General features: G+C 63.6%; 21 protein-coding genes. 10 read left to right on the forward strand and 11 right to left on the reverse strand.

Going from position 1 to position 22219, the window contains the following annotated elements:
- The first annotated feature begins 217 nt into the window (after positions 1-217).
- A complete protein-coding gene (locus E3T46_RS06525; RefSeq protein ID WP_134577903.1) occupies positions 218-559 on the forward strand; it encodes a hypothetical protein in 342 nt (113 codons plus the stop codon).
- Between the two features lie 40 nt (positions 560-599).
- Here E3T46_RS06525 and E3T46_RS06530 read toward each other — a convergent pair whose 3' ends face one another.
- The 4 genes from E3T46_RS06530 to dhaK all read right to left on the reverse strand — a co-directional run bounded on the left by E3T46_RS06530 (position 600) and on the right by dhaK (position 3276).
- Positions 600-821, reverse strand: coding sequence for a hypothetical protein (locus E3T46_RS06530; protein ID WP_134577904.1), 222 nt, complete (start codon positions 819-821; stop codon positions 600-602).
- 65 nt (positions 822-886) lie between these two features.
- A complete protein-coding gene (dhaM, locus tag E3T46_RS06535) occupies positions 887-1594 on the reverse strand; it encodes a dihydroxyacetone kinase phosphoryl donor subunit DhaM (protein ID WP_241980500.1) in 708 nt (235 codons plus the stop codon).
- A gap of 2 nt (positions 1595-1596) precedes the next feature.
- The gene (gene dhaL / locus E3T46_RS06540) at positions 1597-2262 is read right to left on the reverse strand and encodes a dihydroxyacetone kinase subunit DhaL (RefSeq protein ID WP_134577906.1); all 666 of its coding nucleotides are present in this window, start codon (positions 2260-2262) and stop codon (positions 1597-1599) included.
- A gap of 12 nt (positions 2263-2274) precedes the next feature.
- Positions 2275-3276, reverse strand: a complete 1002-nt coding sequence (gene dhaK / locus E3T46_RS06545) for a dihydroxyacetone kinase subunit DhaK (protein WP_134578002.1) — start codon at positions 3274-3276, stop codon at positions 2275-2277.
- Positions 3277-3514: 238 nt separating this feature from the next.
- Between dhaK and E3T46_RS06550 the strand changes: the two genes are divergently transcribed.
- Both E3T46_RS06550 and glpK read left to right on the forward strand, forming a co-directional pair.
- Positions 3515-4261 carry an MIP/aquaporin family protein gene (locus E3T46_RS06550; RefSeq protein WP_134578003.1) on the forward strand — a complete coding sequence of 249 codons (747 nt, stop codon included), beginning with the start codon at positions 3515-3517 and terminating at the stop codon, positions 4259-4261.
- 93 nt (positions 4262-4354) lie between these two features.
- A complete protein-coding gene (gene glpK / locus E3T46_RS06555; protein ID WP_134577907.1) occupies positions 4355-5869 on the forward strand; it encodes a glycerol kinase GlpK in 1515 nt (504 codons plus the stop codon).
- 28 nt (positions 5870-5897) lie between these two features.
- Here glpK and trpD read toward each other — a convergent pair whose 3' ends face one another.
- Positions 5898-6950, reverse strand: a complete 1053-nt coding sequence (trpD, locus tag E3T46_RS06560; protein WP_134577908.1) for an anthranilate phosphoribosyltransferase — start codon at positions 6948-6950, stop codon at positions 5898-5900.
- Between the two features lie 143 nt (positions 6951-7093).
- On the opposite strand from trpD, the gene E3T46_RS06565 reads away from it, so the two are divergent.
- The 5 genes from E3T46_RS06565 (at position 7094) to E3T46_RS06585 (ending at position 12291) form a co-directional block, all read left to right on the forward strand.
- Positions 7094-7723, forward strand: coding sequence for a heme-copper oxidase subunit III (locus tag E3T46_RS06565; RefSeq protein WP_241978832.1), 630 nt, complete (start codon positions 7094-7096; stop codon positions 7721-7723).
- 37 nt (positions 7724-7760) lie between these two features.
- Positions 7761-8576 carry a cytochrome c gene (locus E3T46_RS06570; RefSeq protein ID WP_134577909.1) on the forward strand — a complete coding sequence of 272 codons (816 nt, stop codon included), beginning with the start codon at positions 7761-7763 and terminating at the stop codon, positions 8574-8576.
- A gap of 95 nt (positions 8577-8671) precedes the next feature.
- Complete coding sequence (locus E3T46_RS06575; RefSeq protein WP_134577910.1) at positions 8672-9745, forward strand: Rieske 2Fe-2S domain-containing protein; 1074 nt, start codon at positions 8672-8674, stop codon at positions 9743-9745.
- Positions 9742-11418 carry a ubiquinol-cytochrome c reductase cytochrome b subunit gene (locus E3T46_RS06580; RefSeq protein WP_134577911.1) on the forward strand — a complete coding sequence of 559 codons (1677 nt, stop codon included), beginning with the start codon at positions 9742-9744 and terminating at the stop codon, positions 11416-11418. The genes E3T46_RS06575 and E3T46_RS06580 overlap by 4 nt, the downstream gene beginning before the upstream one ends.
- A 33-nt stretch (positions 11419-11451) precedes the next feature.
- Positions 11452-12291 (forward strand): methyltransferase domain-containing protein, encoded by an 840-nt coding sequence (locus E3T46_RS06585; protein WP_134577912.1) that lies wholly within the window; start codon positions 11452-11454, stop codon positions 12289-12291.
- 175 nt (positions 12292-12466) lie between these two features.
- On the opposite strand, the gene E3T46_RS06590 is transcribed toward E3T46_RS06585, so the two are convergent.
- The 5 genes from E3T46_RS06590 to E3T46_RS06610 form a co-directional block, all read right to left on the reverse strand.
- Positions 12467-12889 carry a cytochrome c oxidase subunit 4 gene (locus tag E3T46_RS06590; protein ID WP_134577913.1) on the reverse strand — a complete coding sequence of 141 codons (423 nt, stop codon included), beginning with the start codon at positions 12887-12889 and terminating at the stop codon, positions 12467-12469.
- Positions 12890-14620: a cytochrome c oxidase subunit I gene (gene ctaD / locus E3T46_RS06595; protein ID WP_092448624.1), complete on the reverse strand. Its 1731-nt coding sequence runs from the start codon at positions 14618-14620 to the stop codon at positions 12890-12892.
- Positions 14621-14623: 3 nt separating this feature from the next.
- A complete protein-coding gene (gene coxB, locus E3T46_RS06600; protein WP_092448625.1) occupies positions 14624-15514 on the reverse strand; it encodes a cytochrome c oxidase subunit II in 891 nt (296 codons plus the stop codon).
- A gap of 258 nt (positions 15515-15772) precedes the next feature.
- Positions 15773-16156: an iron-sulfur cluster assembly accessory protein gene (locus E3T46_RS06605; protein ID WP_134577914.1), complete on the reverse strand. Its 384-nt coding sequence runs from the start codon at positions 16154-16156 to the stop codon at positions 15773-15775.
- Positions 16157-16286: 130 nt separating this feature from the next.
- Positions 16287-17735 (reverse strand): dipeptidase, encoded by a 1449-nt coding sequence (locus E3T46_RS06610; protein ID WP_134577915.1) that lies wholly within the window; start codon positions 17733-17735, stop codon positions 16287-16289.
- Positions 17736-17773: 38 nt separating this feature from the next.
- Between E3T46_RS06610 and E3T46_RS06615 the strand changes: the two genes are divergently transcribed.
- Entirely contained in the window at positions 17774-18367 is a 594-nt protein-coding gene (locus E3T46_RS06615) for a DUF3043 domain-containing protein (protein ID WP_092448628.1), read from the forward strand.
- A gap of 39 nt (positions 18368-18406) precedes the next feature.
- Here the strand turns inward: E3T46_RS06615 and E3T46_RS06620 are convergent, their stop codons facing one another.
- Positions 18407-19552 carry an alkaline phosphatase family protein gene (locus E3T46_RS06620; protein ID WP_241980502.1) on the reverse strand — a complete coding sequence of 382 codons (1146 nt, stop codon included), beginning with the start codon at positions 19550-19552 and terminating at the stop codon, positions 18407-18409.
- 122 nt (positions 19553-19674) lie between these two features.
- On the opposite strand from E3T46_RS06620, the gene E3T46_RS06625 reads away from it, so the two are divergent.
- Positions 19675-22164, forward strand: a complete 2490-nt coding sequence (locus E3T46_RS06625; protein ID WP_134577916.1) for a DNA topoisomerase IV subunit A — start codon at positions 19675-19677, stop codon at positions 22162-22164.
- Positions 22165-22219 lie beyond the last annotated feature (55 nt).

The raw sequence follows: 22219 nt of genomic DNA on the forward strand, positions 1-22219 counted from the left end.
TCTTCTGCACCGGACTCCAGGTGTTCCCGCAGCGCCAGGACTACGAGAGCGAATGCTTCACTCGTGCCAGCCGTAACGACGATGTCCTCGGCCTCACACCGCACTCCCCTGGCATGCCTCAGGTGGTCGGGTATCCCGGTGTCAAATCCAGCACATCAAGCGGATGCTGCTGACCCGCGTCCACCATCGGTCGCGCTGGCGCCGCGAGGGTTTCCCCGTGCAGCAGAACGGCCACGCGCGTCGGCGCTCCCTGAGTGCTGACCAAATATCCCTCGCCGTTGAGCTGCTCGTTCTCTCCGAACGGCTCATGCCCGGCCGAAGTGAAGAGGTGCGCCCGATGACGCGCCGCGAACTGGCAGCGGCCGTCGTGCTGTGCATACCCCTCACCGAGGTGAGCATGAAGATGCGCAGTGGTACACCGAGCGAGGCCGTCGACGATGGCGAAAGCCACGCGGTCTGGGCCGGAGTGGTCCCGGTGGTGACCGGATCGCGCGCACCATCTGCCTCACTGTTGACGGCGGATGGAACGGGAGTTCCCGCATCCGTTCGCCGGCGCTGAGCCAGTGACAGCGAGCTGGCCGCGCAATCAGAATTGCGGATCAGGCGTGCGCATGGTGCAGGACCATGCCGAATTCATTGACCGGTTCGAACGCGTCACGGTCCCAGGCCCCGGGGTGGGGCACCGGACAATTGACCACCGTGTTTCGCGACGAGTGGTCGATGGTGTGTTCACGCATCGCATGACCGCAGATCGGGCACGACCGGAAATCGGTTGCACCCCACTGTTCCGGACCGCGTGGGGTTTTCCTGTCCTGAATCATGCCATTACGATACGCCCGATTGGACAAAAAGGCACGCAGCTGGTACGCGAAACGTGCGGGCCGAGCTAGGCCTCGCCGAATCCGGATTCCAGCAGGGCCGCGAGGGCGCTGATTGCGGGCCCGGCCGCGGGGTCGGTCGAGGCCAGGTGCACGCTACTCCCCCGGGCCAGCCCGAGCGACATAATGCTGAGCAGGCTCGTCGCGTCCGTGCCGTTCACCGTGAGGGGCATCGCGAAGGTGCTCGCGAGGCTCACGAATTCCGCCGCCGGACGAGCGTGCAGACCGTCCCTGTTCACCAGGATCACGGTGCGGGAGATCTCCCCAGCCTCGGCTGGATCTGCGGTCCCGGCATCGGCACTACGCTCGCCCGCGTGGGCCGGCTGAAGTGCCGTGCGCGCGGCTGCCACGACGGCGTCGAGGTCTCCCCCGATTTCCGCGGCGACCGCCGCCGCAACCCCACCTTCGACCAGCGGAGCATCCACAATCCGTACCCGATCCTGCTCCGCCTTGTCGAGAAAATCGCGGGCCGTTTCCGCGGTCAGAATGGCCGAGCCAAGGTCGCACAAAATCACCACACCGGCGCCACCCTCCGCCTCGGCCAGTGCCGTCGTGATCATATCGAAGCTCGTTCCGATTGTGCCCTCGTCGGTGCCACCGGCAGCGACGAGGCGCACGGTCGGTGCCATCTGACGGGCTAGTTCAACCAGCCCCGCCGCGATCTTCGCGCTGTGCGAGACGAAAACCAGGCCAACCCGGTCAGCGGATGCCGGCACGCTCACTCCGTCACCAGGGTCGCGTCGACCGCGGCGCGTAGCAGGAGCGCCGTCGACTGTGCGCCCGGATCCCGGTGACCGATCGCCCGCTCACCGAGGTAGCTCGCTCGGCCCTTCCGCGCCACGAGCGGTTCGGTGTCCTGGGCGCCCCGCGCTGCGGCATCCGCTGCCGCTGTCAGCACGGCCGGTGCGCTCTCGCCCGCCGACTCCGCGGCCTGGGCCGCATCCACGGCCGGGCTCCAGGCGTCGATCATGGTTTTGTCCCCAGGCCCGGCTTTGCCGCGCAGGACGATGCCGTCCCTGGCCGCCGTCAGGAGGGCGACGAGTGCCATACCGTCGAGAGTGCCCACGGAAGCAGTTGCGCCGGCGGCCTTCAGAAACGCGGTGCCGTACAGTGGCCCGGCGGCTCCGCCGACGGTGGAGATGAGCGTGGTGGCGAGTAACTTGAGTACGGTACTCGGGTTCGCATCGTCAGCCAGACCGTCGAGTTTGGGCAGGACCGCCTGAAAACCGCGATCCATGTTTTCGCCGTGATCGCCGTCGCCGATGTCACGATCGAGCGTGTTCAACGCGGCGCGCTCGGCGGCCAGCACCTCTGCGCTGCGCCGAATCCACCGCACGGTCCAGGCGGTATCCAGGTCCGAGTTTGTTCTTGCGTCCGGGCTCATCGGCGCCTCCTTCTATCGTCCCCACCGTAGCGCGGCCGTCTGCACCGGTGCATCCCAGAGGGCGGTCAGCTCTGCATCCAGCTGCAGCACGGAAATCGACGCCCCCGCCATTTCGAGGCTCGTCGTGTAGTTGCCGACGAGGCTACGCGACACCGTGATGCCCCGCTCGCGCAGTACTTCGACCGCGCGCCGGAACACGATGTATAGCTCCACCAGCGGCGTGCCGCCCATGCCGTTGACCAACAGCAGCACCTGGTCGCCGCTGGCCAACGGTAGGTCCTCCAAAATGGGCATGAGCAGGCGGTCGACGATGGCATCGGCCGGCTCGAGCTTGATGCGTTCCCGGCCGGGCTCACCGTGGATTCCGATGCCGATCTCGATCTCGTCGTCAGCGAGCACGAAGCTCGGCTCGCCGGCGTGCGGCACCACGCACGGCGTCAACGCCACCCCCATCGTACGTACCCGAGAATTGACCTTTTCGGCCACGGTAACGACAGTAGCCAGGTTATCGCCGCGTTCTGCAGCGGCCCCGGTGATCTTCTCGACCAACACCGTTCCGGCCACACCGCGGCGTCCCGCGGTATAGAGCGAGTCCTTCACTGCGACGTCATCATTGATGATGACCGTGCGAACCTCAATTCCTTCAGCGGATGCGAGATCGGCTGCGGTCTCAAAATTCAGCACGTCGCCGGTGTAGTTCTTCACGATGTGCAGCACGCCAGCTCCGCCGTCGACCGCCTGCGTCGCGGCCAGGATCGGGTCAGGTGTTGGGGACGTGAAAACCGGCCCAGGAACGGCTGCGTCGAGCATTCCGAAACCGACGAATCCGCCGTGCAACGGTTCGTGTCCGCTGCCGCCACCGCTGACGATTCCGACCTTGCCCTTCACAGGTGCATCCGCTCGCACAATGAAAATAGGATCGTGCGAGACCCGCACCATGTCGGCGTGCGCCGCCTCGAACCCGGCGACGGCCTCGTTGACGACGTTCTTCGGATCGTTGATGAGCTTCTTCATGACCAGCCATTCACTCGGTGGTGCCACGGATTGATCGGACGCTTCGCCCCAAGCGCATTTTCCCACGATCAACGTACACGCATCGACCACGCACGGAAAGGGTCGAGGCCAACTCGAGCAGCCTATTCCCCTCGATGACAGCGCGCGCTATGTTGATGCCATCCGCTCACCGTAGAGGGGCAGCTTCGGCATCCCCGGCCTGACCAGAAAGGTTCTCGTGGACAATATCGGAGCTGTAATGATCTCGGAGGTCGTGGGCACCGCAATGCTGGTTCTGCTCGGAACGGGCGTTGTCGCCAACGTCGCCTTGGCCAAAAACAAGGGCCTCGGCGGGGGGTTTCTCATGGTCACCATCGGTTGGGGCTTCGCGGTCTTCGCCGGTGTCACCGTCGCCTACCGTTCGGGGGCGCACCTGAACCCCGCCGTCACCCTCGGACTGGTCGCCAACGGCGCCACGGAATTCGGCATGGGTGTTCCCGTTAACGTCGTCTCCGTGCTCGCCTACATCGGAGCCCAAATGCTCGGCGCCATCCTCGGCGCTGTCGCGTGCTGGCTGGCCTACAAACAGCACTTCGACGCCGAGCCCGAACCGGCCAACACGCTCGGTGTCTTCTCCACCGGGCCGGCCATCCGCTCGTACGGTTGGAACCTCGTCACCGAAATCATCGGCACCTTCGTGCTGGTCTTCGTCGTCATCGCCTTCGGCGGCGGTCGTCAGGGTGAGTCCGGCGGTCTCGCAGCGCTCGGAGCCCTTCCCGTGGCCATCCTCGTCATCGTGATCGGCACCTCACTCGGCGGGCCCACCGGCTACGCCATCAACCCGGCTCGTGACCTCGGACCGCGCATCGCCCACTTCATCCTGCCTATCAAGGGCAAGGGCAGCTCTGATTGGTCCTACTCCTGGGTTCCAGTAGTTGGACCGGTCATCGGCGGCCTGCTCGCCGGCTGGACCGCAACGGCACTTCTTCCCCTTCTCGTCTCTTAACCAGCCCACACGGGCCGGTACCCTTCGTGAGAATCGGCCCGTTTATGCCGCCACCCGCACGTCTCGCACCAATTTCAAGGAGGACACTGACCCATGACTGACTACATTCTTGCGATCGACCAGGGAACCACCAGTTCCCGCGCCATCATCTTCGACAAGGCCGGATCGATTGTCTCGACCGGGCAGCTGGAGCACGAGCAGATTTTTCCGCAGGCCGGGTGGGTCGAGCACGACCCGAAGGAAATCTGGGACAACACCCGCGAGGTTATTGGCCAGGCGCTGTCCAAGGCCAATCTGACCCGCCACGATATCAAGGCCATCGGCATAACCAACCAGCGCGAAACAGCCGTCGTCTGGGACAAGACCACCGGTATTCCGGTGTACAACGCCATCGTCTGGCAGGACACCCGCACCCAGCCCATTGTCGACCGCCTCGCCGCGGACGGCGGTGTCGAGCGCTTCAAGCAGAAGGTCGGCCTGCCGCTGGCCACCTATTTTTCCGGCACCAAGATTGTCTGGATCCTCGAAAACGTCGAGGGCGCGCGCGCGAAAGCGGATGCCGGCGACCTCCTCTTCGGCACCACCGACTCCTGGGTACTGTGGAATCTCACCGGCGGTGTCGACGGCGGAGTGCACGCGACCGACGTGACCAACGCGAGTCGCACCCTGTTCATGGACCTTGAAACGCTGCAGTGGGACGACGAGATCCTCGCCATCTTCGACGTGCCCCGGTCGATGCTCCCGTCGATTCGTTCCTCATCGGAGGTCTACGGAACAGCCCACACCTCGAGCCTGCTGCGGGAAGTTCCCGTTGCCGGCATCCTCGGCGACCAGCAAGCCGCAACCTTTGGTCAGGCGGCCTTCGACCAGGGCGAGGCGAAGAACACCTACGGCACCGGCAACTTTCTGATCTTCAATACCGGCACAGAGATCGTGCACTCGAAGAACGGGCTGCTCACGACGCTCGGCTACAAGCTCGGCGATGCAGCACCGCACTACGCCCTGGAAGGCTCAATCGCGGTCACGGGTTCCCTGGTGCAGTGGATGCGGGACAACCTCGGCATGATCAGTTCCGCCGCCGAGATCGAGGATCTCGCCAAAACGGTCGACGACAACGGCGGTGCGTACTTCGTGCCGGCGTTCTCCGGCCTGTTCGCGCCTTACTGGCGAGCCGATGCCCGCGGCGCGCTGGTCGGCCTGACCCGGTTCGTCAATAAAGGACACATCGCCCGGGCAGCGCTCGAGGCGACTGCGTTCCAGACCCGGGAAGTCATCGACGCGGTCAATGCCGACTCCGGTGTCCCCCTCACCGAGATCAAGGTCGACGGCGGCATGATCGCCAACAACACGCTCATGCAATTCCAGGCGGATATTCTCGGTGTTCCCGTGGTGCGTCCCGTCGTCGCCGAGACGACCGCCCTGGGCGCCGCGTACGCGGCCGGCCTCGCCGTCGGGTATTGGAGCGGACTCGACGAGCTGCGCACCAACTGGCAGGAGGACAGCCGCTGGACGCCCCAGATGAACGACGAGGAACGCAACCGTCAGCTGCGCAACTGGAAGAAGGCCGTCACCAAGACGTTCGGTTGGGTCGACGAGGACGTGTTGTAGCGGGCGATCGAGTGTACGGCGACCGGGGTCAGATCCGGGTCGCCGCCACCCAGGCCGACAATTTGGCCGTGGCCGCACCGGAGTCAATCGCTTCGGCGGCCACTACCAGCTTGCTGCGAAAACGATCCAAAATCGCAACCTGCACCTGAGCGGGATCGTTGGCGAGGTCGAAGGCGACGAGTCCGGCTGCGGCGTTGAGCAGCACGATGTCCCGAATCGGTCCCTGATCGCCGGCCAGCACGGAATGCACGACATCGGCGTTGTGCCGTGGGGAGCCACCAACCAGGTCGCCGATCTGCGCCCGCTTAATGCCGAGGTCACGCGGGTCAATGTCATGTTCGGTCACGAGGCCGCGGGAGACCTCCCAAATGTGGCTGTGCCCGGTCGTGGTCAGCTCGTCGAGCCCGTCGTCACCGCGAAAAACAAGAGCGGTGGCACCGCGGGTCTGAAACACGCCGACGAAAAGGGGGACCCGATCCAGGTTCGCCACTCCGACAGCGGATGCCTCCGGCCTGGCCGGATTGCACAGGGGGCCGAGGTAGTTGAACACGGTGGGGATGCCCAATTCGCTCCGGGTGAGGGCGGCGTGCCTAAAGCCCGGGTGAAAGGCCGCCGCAAAGGCGAAGGTAATTCCGGTCTCCTCAAAGACCTGCGCTACCCGAGCGGCGTCTCGCGACAGGTCAATGCCGAGTTCACCGAGTACGTCTGACGACCCGGAAGCTGAGCTGGCTGCCCGGTTTCCGTGTTTGACGACCGGCACGCCGGCCGCCGCACAGACGATCGATGCCATGGTCGAAATGTTGACCGTGCCGAACTGGTCGCCGCCGGTTCCGACGATGTCGAGCGCCATCGGATTGACGGGGAGTTCAATGGCATGCTCCAGCACGGCATCCCGAAAACCGACGATCTCATCGACGGTCTCTCCCTTGGCTCGCAAAGCGACCAGGAAGGCTCCGAGTTGGGAGGGGCTGGCCTCGCCGAGCATGATCCGTTCCATGCTCCATGCGGCGTCTGCCACGCTCAGATCCTGACCGGACAGGAGGGAATCTAAAATCTTTGGCCAAGTCTGGGATTCGAGCATGTTTTCGATCTTAGGAGAACGGGCCCGACTCGCCCGAATTCACAACGAAACCAGCCGGGAAAAGAACCACTCCATCGGGCATAAAAGGTCACTTGCATGGCAGATTGAGAAAAACTTGGGGGAATATCAGCCATAATAGAGGGGTGACCAGCACCTCAATTACTCAGACGGCGAGTGCGCCCGTTGTGAACCGGCCTAACAGCGTGGCTGTGGGCACCATTGTGTGGTTGGGCAGCGAAGTGATGTTCTTCGCGGGGCTCTTCGCCATCTACTTCACACTTCGTTCGACCTCTTCCGAGCTCTGGCTCTTCGAGGCGGACAAGCACAATTTCACCTTTGCGTTGATCAACACGCTCGTGTTGGTGTCTTCGTCGGTGACCTGCCAGTTCGGGGTATTTGCCGCCGAGCGGCTGCAAGCCCGATCGACCGGCTGGAAGCCGAGCGAGTGGGGCATGGTCGAGTGGTTCTTCCTCACCTATGCCCTCGGCGCGATCTTCGTCACCGGCCAGGTGTTCGAATACGCCACGCTGGTGTCCGAGGGAATCTCACTCTCCTCCAACGCCTACGGGTCAGCCTTCTACATCACGACCGGCTTCCACGGAATTCACGTGACGGCGGGCCTGATCGCCTTCCTTCTGATTATTGGGCGCGGTTTCGCGGTCAAGAACTTCGGACACAAGGAAGCCACCAGCGCCATCGTGGTTTCGTACTACTGGCACTTCGTCGACGTCGTCTGGATCGGGCTCTTCCTGGTCATCTACGTTCTTAAATAGAAGTTCTTACTGAGAAACGGGAGCGGACTACTTCAGCATGACCACGATCAAAAAGACTCGAGCACGCCGACCACGCAAAACCGGACGTCGCCACCCGCTCGCCAGCGTTGCCCTCATCGCCATCGGACTGCTGTTCACCGGAGGTGCCTATGCGGCCTTCAGCACCAGCACCGCCGTCGCGACAACGGATGCTTCCTCCCAGCAGACCATCGCTGAGGGTGAAAAACTCTTCGCCGCAAACTGTGCAACCTGCCATGGACTGAGCGCCCAGGGTTCCACAGAAGGCCCCAGCCTGATCGGAGTCGGCGCAGCGTCGGTCGACTTCCAGGTCGGCACCGGACGGATGCCCATGCAGATGCAGGGCCCTCAGGCACAGAAGAAGCCGGTGCAGTTCACGTCTGAGCAAATCGCAGCTCTCGCGGCCTACGTTGCTTCGCTGGCTCCCGGCCCCGCAATTCCGGCGGCTGAACTGCTCGACTCTGCTGCTGGCGATGCGGCAAACGGCGCAGAGCTGTTCCGCATCAACTGCGCGATGTGCCACAACGTGGCCGGCGCTGGCGGCGCCCTGACCGAGGGTAAGTTCGCCCCCGCGATCGAGAACGTGTCAGCTCAGCACATCTACGAGGCCATGATCACCGGCCCGCAGAACATGCCCGTCTTCAACGACATGAACATCACGCCGGAAGATAAGCGCGACATCATCACCTACCTCAAGTACGTCGAGGACAACCCGTCTCCGGGCGGCTTAGCACTCGGTTCCCTGGGGCCGGTGGCTGAGGGCCTCTTCATCTGGATCTTCGGGCTGGGCGCAATCGTGGCCCTGACCGTGTGGATCACCGCAAAATCCAACTGATGACCGGGAATCGGTCTTGACCAGTTCCCCCGTTTCACCCGAACGCCGCGCAGCACGAGCGCGCAGAGTATTTTCACAGCCCACAAAGGAGAACAATGGTCAAGGACGATAACGGCGCGGAGGACGTAACCGCCGCCGACTCGCCTGGCGACTCGCTTGCTCCAATCGCCGCAAGCACCGCCGTCGTCACACGGGATTCCCTGGTCAACCCGGGGCTCCCACCGCATCGTCCGCGCATCACCGACCTTGACCACAAGGAAGAGCGCAAGGCGGAGCGCGCTGTCTACACGTTGTTCTACGTTTCCATCGTGGGTAGTGTTTTCGCGATCGCGGCCTACATGGCCTTTCCCATCGTCCCGGAAGATCCGGGATCCGTACGCCTGAACAACCTGTTCATCGGTCTTGGGCTCAGCCTCGCGTTACTCGCCATCGGTATCGGTGCTGTGCACTGGGGCAAGGCCCTCATGAGTGATCATGAAGGCGTTGACGAACGCCACCCGGTTCGTGGAACCGAACCCGTTCGGGCCCGCGCCGTGGAGATATTTCAGCAGGCAAATGAAGAATCCGGCTTCGGTCGTCGCACGCTCATTCGTAACAGCCTGATCGGCGCGCTCGTCGTCTTCCCGCTGCCTGCCGTTGTCCTGTTCCGCGGGCTCGGTCCGATGGATCAGAACCCCGTGGATCTCCTAAACGAAACCATGTGGAAAAAAGGCGTCCGTTTGACCATGGACCCGAGCGGCACACCGATCAAGGCCTCGGATGTCACGTTGGGTTCGTCCTTCCACGTCATACCGGAAGGGCTGTCCGAGATGGAGCATGGTCGCCTGGAAGAAAAGGCCAAGGCAGCCGTCCTCTTAATTCGTATGGACCCAGCGGACCTTGTAGAATCAGAGGAACGCAAGACCTGGTCCTACCAGGGCATCGTGGCGTACTCAAAGATTTGCACCCACGTAGGATGCCCGGTGGCACTGTATGAACAGCACACCCACCACCTGCTCTGCCCGTGTCACCAGTCGCAGTTCGACGTTGAGAACCACTGCAAGGTCATCTTCGGTCCGGCGAAGCGGGCACTACCCCAGCTCCCGATTGCCGTGGACGCTGAGGGCTACCTGATCGCGCAGAGCGATTTCACTGAACCAGTCGGCCCGAGTTTCTGGGAGCGAGCATGACAACCGTAAACACCCGCGAATCTGCTGGGGACCAAACCGTCGGGGCGAAGAAGGCCGGTGGCTTTACCGCCACGGCCGCCAACTACATTGACGAGCGCACAAGCATCTCTGGCGCGGTCAAAGAACTTGGCCGCAAGATTTTCCCTGACCACTGGTCCTTCCTCCTCGGCGAAGTTGCGCTCTACAGCTTCGTTATCATCCTGCTGTCCGGGTCTTTCCTGACCTTCTTCTTCCAGGCTTCCATGGCGGAGGTCGTCTATGACGGCTCCTACGCGCCGCTCAAGGGCATCCCGATGTCGGTAGCCATGTCGTCGACCATGGACATTTCGTTTGACATTCGCGGCGGCCTGCTCATGCGCCAGGTACACCACTGGGCAGCTCTTCTGTTTGTCGCCGCCATCGGGCTGCACATGCTGCGGATCTACTTCACCGGTGCGTTCCGCAAGCCGCGCGAGCTCAACTGGGTCATCGGGTTCATCCTGTTCATCCTCGCAATGGCCGAAGGGTTCACCGGCTACTCCCTCCCGGACGACCTGCTCTCCGGTAACGGCCTGCGCATCATCGACGGTCTGGTCAAGGGCATCCCGGTTATCGGAACCTGGACCTCCTTCTTGCTCTTCGGCGGCGAATTTCCCGGCACCGACATAGTCGGACGGCTGTACTCGCTGCACATCCTGTTGCTGCCGGCGATCATCGTCGCGTTGATCGCGATGCACCTCCTCTTCGTCGTCGTGCACAAGCACACCCAGTACCCGGCCGCCGGACACACCAACCAGAATGTGGTCGGATATCCGGTGCTCCCCGTGTACGCCGCCAAGGCCGGTGGGTTCTTCTTCATCGTCTTCGGCGTCGTCATGCTGATCGCGTCCCTGTTCACGATCAACCCGATCTGGAATTATGGCCCGTATGACCCGTCACCGGTGTCTGCCGGTACCCAGCCCGACTGGTATATCGGTTTCGCTGACGGCGCCATGCGCCTGATTCCGCCGGGGTGGGAGTTCGTGTGGCTGAACCACACCTACTCGCTCAACATCGTGGTCGTACTGGCCGTGGTCGGGCTGTTCATCGTCACCGTCATGGTCTACCCCTTCATCGAAGCCTGGATCACCGGGGACAAGCGCGAGCACCACGTGTTGGATCGTCCGCGCAACGCCCCGACCCGCACCGCTATCGGTGCTGCCGGCGTCACGTTCTACGCCTCGCTCTGGGCTGCAGCCTCGTCGGACATCATGGCCACGCATTTCCACCTCACCATGGAAGGTGTTATCCACACCCTCCAGGCCACAACGTTGCTGGGACCGATTCTGGCTTTCTTCATCGCCAAGCGCGTCTGCCTCGCGTTGCAGAAGAAGGACCGCGAGATCGTGCTGCACGGCTACGAGTCAGGCCGCATTGTTCGACTGCCCGGCGGCGAGTTCGTCGAAGTGCACCAGCCGGTCGATGAGTATGAGCGCTGGAAACTGGTGAGTTACAGCGACTTCAAGCCGCTCATGCTTCGACCCAACGCCCAGAGCAAGATCGGCCCCGCCGAGAAGGTTCGCGCCGGACTGTCCCGCTGGTTCTTCGAAGACCGGATCACTCCAGTCACGCAGACCGAGCTGAATCGCGCTCATGGCGACCACCCCGCAGCGATCACCGACCAGGAACACCAGGCGGCGATCACCGACAAGTAGCGCTCTTCAGGCACCACCACAGATCGGGCATCGATGTCACTCCAGACGTTATCGGAGTGGCTTCGGTGCCCGAACTGCTTTCTGCCCCTCTCTCCGACGGGCGCACTCCGATTGGGATGCAGCACGGGGCATTCCTTTGACGTCAACAAGCGCGGTTTCATCAACCTCCTCACCGGCCCGCCCAAGTTCATCGGCGACAGCGCAGCCATGCTCGATGCCCGCGACAGATTTCTCGCAGCCGGCTGGTACGAGCCACTCCAGGCCGCCATTCGCGCCGTCATTTCCCCCGAGCATCCCCGACGTATTCTGGACGTAGGCTGCGGTACCGGCTACTATCTGCGCGAGGCATTGCCCCTAGGCGAGGACGTCCGGGCGCTCGGCATGGACCTCTCCCCCACTGCGGTGAGCCGAACCATCCGCTCGCATGACCGCATTGACGGGCTGGTAGCGGATGTCTGGTCCCCGCTGCCCGTGCAGGGAGCTGCGGTCGATGTCATCCTTAACGTCTTCGCGCCCCGCAATGCTGCGGAATTCCATCGCGTTCTCCGACCTGGCGGGCTGCTGCTCGTGGTGGTCCCTCGACCGACGCATTTGCGAGAGCTCCGGCGGGCCGGCCTGGCCGTGGAGATGCAGGCAGATAAGGCCGCACACCTCGAAGCGAGCCTCGCGGCCTGGTTCGCTCTGGAGAGCGCCCAGCACCTCGAACAAACCGTAGCGCTCTCAGTGGCCGAGGTGGCCTCGCTCATCGGCATGGGGCCGTCGTCGCATCACGCTGCACCGACGGGTCCTGAGCCGGCCCCAGATTCGTTGCAGGACGTGACGATCGCATTCGACATATTCGGGTTTCGGCGCCGCGCCACGGCCCCGCGTTGACACAGCCCGACCGGGACACGGACCTGCGCTGGCACACCCCGGCCCGGACACTACCCTTGCGCTGTCACAGCCTGACTCCAACACGCACCTGCCCTGTGACACAGCCTGGCCGAACGTTAAACGACGATACCGACCTGCCAGCAGCGGCAGATCGGTATCGGTTGGTGTTGTGTGCTTAGCGGGCGAACAGGCCGCGGTAGTACTCGTACACCCATCCGGTTAGGGAGATCAGACCCAGGCCGAGTCCAATGAAGGAGACCCAGAAACCCACGGCGAGACCGAGGAAGACCAGCGCCGTGGCGGCGGCCAGGAAGATTGGCCACCAGCTCCACGGGCTGAAGAAGCCCATCTCGGGATCCCCGTCGTCGATGTTGCCATCGAGACGGTCCTCGGGAAGCTCCCCACCCTGAGCGGCGTGCACCTTGTCCAGGTAGAACGCGACGAAGGCCACGAGCAGCGTGGACAGGGCGAGCATGAACGTGCCCGCCCACTCAATCTGGCCGTGGAAGGGATCGAGCAGGCTCCAGGCGACGTACACAACCGTGACGATTCCGAAGAAGACGGTGAGCACCCAGAGCAGGTTGACGTTGGTCTTCACTTATTTCACCTGATTCGAGTCGATGTCGTAGACGGGCGCATCGGGCGCATCCTTGCCGGGTCCGATTCCGACGGGGATGCCAGCTTCGGGGTGGTTGAGGTCGAAGGCCGGGCGTTCGGACCGAATGCGGGGAATGGAGGTGAAGTTGTGTCGCGGCGGCGGGCAGGACGTGGCCCACTCGAGAGAGGAGCCGTAGCCCCACGGGTCGTTGACCGTGACCAGGGGCGCCTTGCGGGCCGTGATGTACACGTTCAGGAAGAACGGGATCATGGACACGGCGAGGATCATGGCGCCAATGGTTGATACCTGGTTCATCCAGGTGAAACCATCCTCCGGCGAGTAGGTGGCGTACCGGCGCGGCATTCCCATGACTCCGAGCCAGTGCTGGATCAGGAATGTGGTGTGAAAGCCGATGAACAACAACCAGAAGTGCCACTTGCCGAGACTCTCGTTGAGCATCTTGCCGGTCCACTTGGGCCACCAGAAGTAGAACCCGCTGAACATGGCGAACACGACGGTACCGAAGACCACGTAGTGGAAGTGGGCGACGACGAAGTAGGTGTCGGACACGTGGAAGTCGAGCGGCGGCGAGGCCAGGATCACGCCGGTGAGACCACCGAAAGTGAACGTGACGAGAAAGCCGATGGCCCAGATCATGGGCGTCTCGAAGGTCAGCGACCCTCGCCACATGGTGCCGATCCAGTTGAAGATCTTCACCCCGGTGGGGACCGCGATGAGCATGGTCATGAGCGAGAAGAACGGCAGCAACACCGAGCCGGTGACGTACATGTGGTGCGCCCAGACCGAGATGGACAGCGCGGCGATGGAGATGGTCGCGTAGATCAGCGTCTTGTACCCGAACATCGGCTTGCGGCTGAACACCGGGAAGACTTCGGACACGATGCCGAAGAACGGCAGGGCGATGATGTACACCTCGGGGTGTCCAAAGAACCAGAACAAGTGTTGCCAGAGTATGGCACCACCGTTGGCCGAGTCGTAGATGTGCGAGCCGAAGATCCGGTCGGATGCGGCCGCGAGCATGGCTGCGGCAAGCACGGGGAACACCATCAAGGCGAGCAGAGCCGTGATGAGCGTGTTCCAGGTGAAGACGGGCATCCGCCACATCGTCATTCCAGGGGCGCGCATGGTGATAATTGTGGTGATGAAGTTGACCGAGCCGAGAATGGTACCGAAGCCCGACAGGCCCAGCCCGACCATCCACAGGTTGCCGCCGATTCCCGGTGAGAATGTCGTGCTGGCGAGCGGCTGGTAGGCGAACCAACCGAAGGACGCAGCACCCTGCGGGGTCAGGAACCCGGCAACTGCGATAAGGCTGCCGAAGTTGAAGAACCAGTACGCGAGCGCGTTGAGGCGCGGGAACGCAACGTCGGGAGCGCCAATCTGCAGCGGAACGAGGAAGTTGGCGAATCCGAAGAACAGCGGTGTCGCGAACATCAGCAACATGATTGTGCCGTGCATCGTGAACAGCTGGTTGTACTGCTCCTTCGTCTGCACGACGTCGAGTCCGGGGGCGAACAGCTGGGCGCGAATGATGAGTGCCATGACGCCGCCGAGGCAGAAGTAGATGAACGACGTGATCAGGTACATGTACCCGATGACTTTGTGGTCGGTGGAGGTGATCCACCGAACGAGGATATTTCCCTTGGGCTCCGCAGACGGAGAGACCGGCAGTGCCGGACGTGACTCGACTGGTGCGATGGTCGTGCTCATGGTTTAGTTGCCCTCCGGAGCCGTCGGGGCACTCGTGCCCGGCTGATTCTGATTGCGGTCGTAATTGTTGTCGAGCTGGCCGACGTTGCCCGCGGAACGCAGAGTCTGGATGTAGGTGTCGTAGTCCTCCTGAGAGACGACCTCGACGTTGAAAAGCATGAGCGAGTGGTACTCGCCGCACAGCTCGGCGCACTTGCCCTTGAAGGTACCGATGCGTTCGGGGATGACCGACATGTAGTTGGTCTTACCGGGAACGACGTCCTTCTTGTACAGGAAATCGATGACCCAGAATGAGTGGATGACATCGCGAGATTCGAGAGCGATTTCAACCTTCTGGTCGACTGGCAGAACCAGGACGGGAAGTTCGGACTCGATGAGTGAACCGCGTTCACCGTCGGGATCCGGCTGGCCCTGAATGCCCGGTGAATAGACGTCTTCGTCGACATAGTTGAAGTCCCACGCCCACTGCTTGGCCTGCACCTCGATCTTGACGTCGGGGGTCTCGAATCGGGTCTCAATGGCGATCTGGTCGCGAACCGTGAATGCGAAGAATCCGACGACCAGGATGAGCGGCACGACCGTGTAAAAAATTTCGATCGGCATATTGTAGCGCAGCTGAACCGGAAGTCCGGTCTGGCCCTTCCGGCGGCGGTAGACCACGATCGTCCAGATGATCAGCCCCCAGGTGATGAGGCCGACGACGAGGAGAACGATCCACCCCGTGGTCCACAGTCCGGCGATGCGATCAGTCTGATTGCTGACCGGCGCTTCACCCTCTTCAATAAAGCCGGGCAGGAAGCCGTGGAGCTGGGCCTGCGTGCATCCGGCCAGTACAACGGCTAACGTCGCTGCGAGCGGAATAGCAGCCCAACGAAGGCGGTGGTTATTGCGCACCGGGGGACCTTTCGGGAGATTCGAGGACACTTCTCAGGAAGTGTTTTGATCCATCCCAGCCTACTCCGCGAGAACGCTTCCGACGTGCACCCTCGGGTCGTGGCGGCGAGGTTTTCTGCAGCGCCACCGCTGATGGCTGGCTAAATCAGGCGAGACCACGGGAAAATGGCTGGGGAATAACGGGCTGGAAGCAAAAAAGGGCAGGAACATCATTGGGTAATAATGTTCCTGCCCTGCAGGTTTTTTTAAAGCGGATGCTTAGCTGAAGGAATCGCCGCAGGCGCAGCTGCCGCCGGCGTTCGGGTTGTCAATGGTGAACCCCTGCTTCTCGATCGTGTCCTCAAAGTTGATCGAGGCGCCATCGAGGTACGGGACGCTCATCTTGTCTACGACGACCTCGACACCGTCGAAGTCGACGAGGGCATCGCCTTCGAGAACTCGCTCGTCGAAGTACAGCTGGTAGATCAGGCCGGAGCATCCGCCGGGCTGCACGGCGACGCGCAGACGGAGGTCTTCGCGGCCTTCCTGGGTCAGCAGGCTGCGCACCTTGAGTGCCGCGACCTCGGTGAGGGCGATGCCGTGCGCGGCGCTAGGCGTCGCTATGTCAGCGGAGCTGATAGTCGGGGTCATGGTGTCGGTCATGCTTCTCCTTGGTTCGCGCAGTGACTGCTTCGCACGCAGGTTTTGGTCTTGACAATGCTATCCGGGACAACCGGAAAGTCGACCTGGGCATTCCCACGCTCTCATACTTCCCTGAGCGGGGTTTTCGAGGTCAATGCCCGGTGCGCTCATTCAGGCGACCGAGCAGGAACGCTTCACTCAGTACGGCCCGTTTGAAAACTCCCAGGTGCAGGGATTCATTCGGGCTGTGGGCGCGGGAGTCAGGGTCTTCTACCCCAGTCACGAGAATCTGGGCGGCCGGGAAAACGCGCACCAAGTCGGCGATGAACGGTATCGAACCGCCGACGCCAATGTCCACCGGCGGCGTGCCCCAGGCATCCGTCATGGCCGTGCGCGCTTCGGTCACGGCCCAGCCGCTGGTGTCGACCAGGAAGGGTTCGCCGGTGTCGATATCGTCGATCTCGACGGACGCGCCGAAGGGGGCGTGCTGACGCAGGTGCGTTTCGATGGCGACCGCGGCCTCGACCGCGGACTGCCCGGGGGCGATGCGCGTGCTGATTCGAACGCTGACGCTCGGTGTGAGGGTGTTCGACGCGTTGTCGACGCTCGGGGCGTCGATGCCGGTGACGGTGAGAGCCGGCTGCGACCAGATTCGACTGAGAATGGAACCGTGTCCGATCGGGCTGACGCCGGGCAGGAGCCCGGTCTCGGCGCGCAGCTGCTCCTCGGAGTAGTCGGGGGTGGGCACGTCGATGCTGGTCAGTCCGGCGACGGCAACCGAACCGTCATCGCCGTACAGCGTCGCGAGCAGTTTGATCATGGCCAGCATGGCGTCCGGGATTGCTCCGCCGAACACGCCGGAGTGCGAAGCATGCTCGAGCGTGCGCACGGTCAACCGCAGGGTGACGTTTCCGCGTAGTGCAGTCGTGATGGCGGGCGTGTTCACATCCCAGTTGTTGGAATCGGCCACGACGATCACATCGCCGCGCAGGGCCTCGCGGTTCTCGTCCAGGAACGTGGCGAACGAGCGGCTGCCGAACTCTTCTTCTCCCTCGATGAACAGCGCGAGCCCCAGATCGAAGTCGCGGCCGACAGCGGCGACGAGAGCTCGAATGGAGGCGATGTGCGCCATCACCCCGGCCTTGTCGTCGGCGGCACCGCGCCCGTAGAGCCGGTCGCCGCGGACGGTCGGGGTGAACGGGTCGGACTCCCAGTCTTCGTCCTTCCCGGGAGGCTGAACGTCGTGGTGAGCGTAGAGGAGCACGGTCGGCCGGCCGTTGCGCGCCGGACGAGAGGCGAGAATGGCGGGCTGGCCGACTTCGGTCCCGCCCGGTATACCTGCCTGCACGATGTCGACGGACTCGAACACGTCGAGGTGGCGCACGAGAGCGACTACGGCGTCGGCGCTGGCGGCGACGTGGGCACGGTCGAAAGCGGCCCAGGATACCGACGGGATGCGCACCAACGCGCACAGGTCAGCGATCGTGGTGGGGAGCCCCTGTTCGACGGCGGTGCGGAGGGCGTTTTGCGCCCCCGAATCCGCTTCCGAGTGTGCGGCGGAGCCCGTGGTTGGGGAATTTGTCTGTGGGTTACCAGTCATACGGGTAATCTTAAAGCACCCAATTGCAAGGATTTGATGTGGCTAAGACTCCCGTAAACCCCGACGCCCAGCCGTCGATTGAAAGCGCAGACGAGACCGCAGCGCGCCTCGGTCTCGCGCCCACTGCCGGCAAGGGTCAGGCGACCCCCACCCGCAAGAAGCAGGAAGCGGCCAACAAGCGCCCGCTGGTGCCGGACGACCGCAAGCTCGCCGCCAAGCAGGCGCGCGCCAAATCCACAGCAGCTCGGGATGTCGCTCGGGCCGGCATGGCTGCCGGAGTCGACAAGTATTTGCCGCTACGCGAACGCGGTCCGCAGAAGCGCTACGCCCGCGACTACGTCGACGCGCGGTTCAACGTCGGCGAACTGATGATCCCGATCATGTTCCTGGTGATCCTGCTCACGACGATTCCGAGCATTGACGTCTACGCGATCTTCGCGCTCTGGGCATTCTTCATCCTCGCCGTCATCGACTGCGTCGCACTCGGATTCATTCTCACCAAGAAGATCGAGGCCAAATTCGGCGAGGACAAGGCCGAGCGCATCCGCTGGTATGCAGCCATGCGCGCGCTGCAGCTGCGCCCGATGCGTCTGCCCAAGCCGCAGGTCAAGCGCCGTCAGTACCCGGTCTAATCGCTCCGGCGCCCCAGCAGGGGCGCCGGATTGTCTTCGTTATCGTTCAAAGGCACCCGCACGAATCAGTGGCACGCGCACTTCCTCATCGGTGAGGGAACCGTGCTGCCCGATCATGCCGCGCGCCTTCTGGTTCGCCGGCCGGGAATCGTAGTAGGCGATGCCTTTGAGGGCGGCAACGATCACATCGCCAATGCGCGGCAGCACCTCGTCGGCCACGCGCCCGTAGAGTCCGGCCGCTACCGCCTCAGCGCGGGTGTAGACCCAGGCGCGATCCCCCTGCGACTGCCGCCAGGCATCCGCGAGTGTGTCAGCGTCGACCGCGGACTGCTCCGGTTCGAGGTAGAGCTGCACGCAGCGCGGGTCCCCCGCCACGTGGCGAACTCCGGCGACGAGTGCCGGCTCGGTGTCGAACAGAACGTGTTTGGTGCTCGGCACGTCGATCACGCCGTGGTCTGCGGTGAGAAGCAGCCCCTCATCGGAGCGCAGAGTCGCCGCGAACCGGGTCACCTCCGAGTCGAGGTTCTCGAGCACGGCCAGCCAGCGGTCCGATTCCCAGCCGTGCGCGTGGGCGACAACGTCGAGTTCAGCGACGTACAGGTAGATCAGGGCGGTGGGGTTCTCATTCAGGATGCTGCGCGCTGCGGCAAAACGATCGGCCACCTTCTCGGCGGGCACGTACTGCGCCCCGCGCAATACCGCCTGGGTGAAGCCGGAGTCCAGAAACTTTTTCGGGCCGATGGCGAAGCTGGGCACGTTGTCGTCGGCGGCCCGGTCGAAAACGGTGCGGGCCCGCTGCCAGGTCGCGGGCTGCATGCCCGCGTCCCAGCCGGTCAGCTGGTTGACGACCCGGTCGCGAGCCGCATCGAGCACCTGGTAGCCGACCAGACCGTGCTGGCCCGGTTCCACCCCGGTGGTCAAAGTCGCTATCCCCGCCACGGTCGTTGCCGGGAAGACCCCGTCGATAATGTTGGATTTGTTGAGGCGGGAAGCCAGAAAACGGGCATGCCCGGCCCGAGCCCGGATCGAGCTGACGCCGAGGCCGTCCGCCAGAATCACGACCGCTTTGCGCACCGTGGGCAACCCGAGCAAATTCGGTCTGGCACAGACGGCATCGAGGGAACTGGTGAGAACATCGGCCAGGCGCAGGGCACTGAATTGGCGGGCCGGTAGCATGGTGGGCATCGGGTTCTATTCTTTCACAGGGACGAACCCGCGCCCTCCAGCGCTCCCGAGAGCGCCCCAGACGTAGTGCAGCCCGACCGGATCGTTCGGTCGCCGCCGCACGCTTGAAGCAGAATTCGCGAATGAGCCGCTCAGACAGCACCACACCCGACACCAGCACAGCCAGCACCGAACGCATCGAGGACGTCGATGTCGCGGTCGAGATGCAGGGGTCTTTCCTCGAATACGCCTATTCGGTGATCTACTCGCGCGCCCTGCCCGACGCCAGGGACGGTCTCAAGCCGGTGCAGCGACGCATCCTGTACCAGATGAACGAAATGGGATTGCGCCCCGACAAGGGGCACGTGAAGAGCGCCCGTGTTGTCGGTGAGGTGATGGGCAAGCTGCACCCGCACGGCGACACCGCCATCTATGACGCGCTCGTGCGCATGGCCCAGTCGTTCTCGCTTCGGGTGCCGCTGATCGACGGACACGGCAACTTCGGTTCTCTCGACGACGGGCCGGCTGCTCCCCGCTACACCGAAGCCCGTCTGGCGGCCCCGGCCCTCGCGATGACCGAGAACCTCGACGAAGACGTCGTCGACTTCGTGCCCAACTACGACAACCAGCTGACCCAGCCCGATGTGTTGCCGGCTGCCTACCCCAACCTGCTGGTCAACGGCACGAGCGGCATCGCCGTCGGCATGGCGACCAATATGGCACCGCACAATCTGATTGAGGTCGTCGGAGCGGCCCGGCATTTGCTCGCGCACCCGAACGCGACCCTGGACGACGTGATGGAGTTCGTGCCGGGGCCCGACCTGCCCACCGGCGGCACGATAGTCGGTCTGGCTGGCATCAAAGATGCCTACAGCACCGGCCGTGGCAGCTTCAAGACCCGGGCGCGCGTCTCGGTCGAGTCGATCAGCGCTCGTAAGACCGGGCTCGTCGTGACCGAACTCCCCTATCTGGTCGGCCCGGAAAAGGTGATCGAGAAGATCAAGGACGGCGTCAACTCGAAGAAGCTCAGCGGCATCTCCGACGTCACCGACCTGACCGACCGCACCAAGGGGCTTCGTCTCGTCATCGGCATCAAGACCGGGTTCAGCCCCGACGCCGTGCTTGAGCAGCTCTACCGCTACACCCCGCTCGAAGACTCGTTCAATATCAACGCAGTCGCCCTCGTCAACGGAGCCCCGCAGACCCTCGGCCTGCTCGAATTGCTGCACGTCTACGTCAATCACCGCATCGAGGTCGTCACCCGCCGCTCCGCTTACCGGCTGGCCCGCCGCAAGGAACGCCTGCACCTCGTGCTCGGCCTGCTCGTGGCCATTCTCGACATTGACGAGGTCATCCAGGTGATTCGCGCGAGCGACGACACCGAGCAGGCGCGCGCCAAACTCATCGACGTGTTCGACCTGAGCCAGATCCAGGCCGAGTACATTCTGGAACTTCGGCTGCGCCGCCTCACCAAATTCTCCCGCATCGAACTCGAAGCCGAACGCGACCAGTTGCTCGCCGAGATCGCCAAGCTGGAAAAACTGCTGTCCTCCAAGGCCGCCATCCGCACCCTGGTCTCCGAAGAGCTCGGTGCCGTCGCCGAAAAATTCGGCACCCCGCGCCGCACGGTATTGACCGAGGCCAAGCCGAGCATCGCCGGCCTCTCGGTCGCCGCCGCCAAACGCCAGGCGGCCGTGCTTGAGGTGCAGGACATCGCTACCCGTATTTTCCTGAGCGCGACCGGTCGCATTGCCCGGGTCGACCTGGTCGCGGTCGACGATTCACTTCCGCAGCGAATCCAGCCGCCCCAGCGACGTAGCAAGCACGACGCCGTGCTCTCCACGCTGGACACGACGAGCCGCACCGAGGTGGGCGCGGTGACCAACCGGGGTCGCCTCATCCGCTTCTCCCCCGTTGATCTGCCCGTGATGCCGCCGACGTCGATTCAACTCGCCGCCGGGGTACGAATCAGCGAGTACCTCGTGCTGTCCGATAAGGAGGAACACGTACTCGGCATCGTCTCCCTCAACTCCGATCGGGCGATTGCACTCGCCACCCGCCAGGGTGTCGTGAAGCGCGTCACTCCCGGGGACTGGGCCAACAAGCCCGATTTCGAGATCGTCGCGCTTAAACCGAAGGATGAAGTGGTCGGCGCGGCCCAGGGCGGCGAGGACGACGACCTCGTCTTCATCACCTCCGACGCCCAACTCTTGCGCTTCACCGCCTCCGGTGTGCGTCCACAGGGCCGGGCAGCCGGCGGCATGGCCGGCATCAAGCTGACGCCGGGTGAGACGGTCGTCTTCTTCACGAGCCTTTCGACCGAGGACGTCGCCACGGCGATCGTCGCGACGGTCGCGGCGAGCAGTCAGACCCTGCCGGGGACCGACCCCGGCAGCGCCAAGCTGAGCGACTTCTCTGAGTACCCGGCCAAGGGGCGAGCCACCGGAGGTGTGCGTGCCCAGCGTTTCCTGAAGGGCGAAGATACGCTCGCCGTCGCCTGGGTCGGGCCAGCGCCGGCGCGGGCCGTCGGTCCGGACGGTACTCCCCGTGCCCTCCCCGAGTCCGGATCCCGCCGAGACGCATCCGGGGTCATGCTTGACGCCATCATCGGAGCTATTGGCTCCGAAATATAGGCTCCCCTCCCCGCGAGAGCGCAAAAAGTGCCCGATTGAACTATCCAATCGGGCA

Origin of the sequence: Cryobacterium sp. Hh11 (assembly GCF_004404045.1) — a bacterium.
Taxonomy (GTDB): domain Bacteria; phylum Actinomycetota; class Actinomycetes; order Actinomycetales; family Microbacteriaceae; genus Cryobacterium; species Cryobacterium levicorallinum.